At 63.6% G+C, this 272-nt stretch carries 1 protein-coding gene; it reads left to right on the forward strand.

Annotation, left to right across the window (positions count from 1 at the left end; genetic code table 11):
* The coding region (locus tag SB724_RS20135) for a hypothetical protein (RefSeq protein WP_410572612.1) at nt 1-246 on the forward strand (246 nt) is incomplete at its 5' end.
* Between the last annotated feature and the right edge of the window lie 26 nt (nt 247-272).

A 272-nucleotide genomic window follows, 5' to 3' on the forward strand; every position in this document is an offset into this window, starting at 1 on the left:
GGAATGGTGAAGAAGAACTGGGGGACCGAACTGGAGGTTGAAGGCCGGTCGATGCCGCTCGAAGGGACGCTCTACCTTTGGGTGAAAGGCAGGGACGGCGCCGAAGAGCGAACCTGCGGTTGGACAGCTACCGCCAGCGGCCGGATCAAGATCACCGGCGCCACTCCGGTGCAGCTGGCAGGCATTGCCGGCGTTGAGCTTCGCGACGAGGCTGAGAAAACCGTCGCCTCGATTTCGGTGCCTTAGGCGGCTAGTTCTCCACGACGCCGCTG

Origin of the sequence: Bacillus sp. SIMBA_031 (assembly GCF_046535225.1) — a bacterium.
Classification (GTDB): domain Bacteria; phylum Bacillota; class Bacilli; order Bacillales; family Bacillaceae; genus Bacillus; species Bacillus velezensis.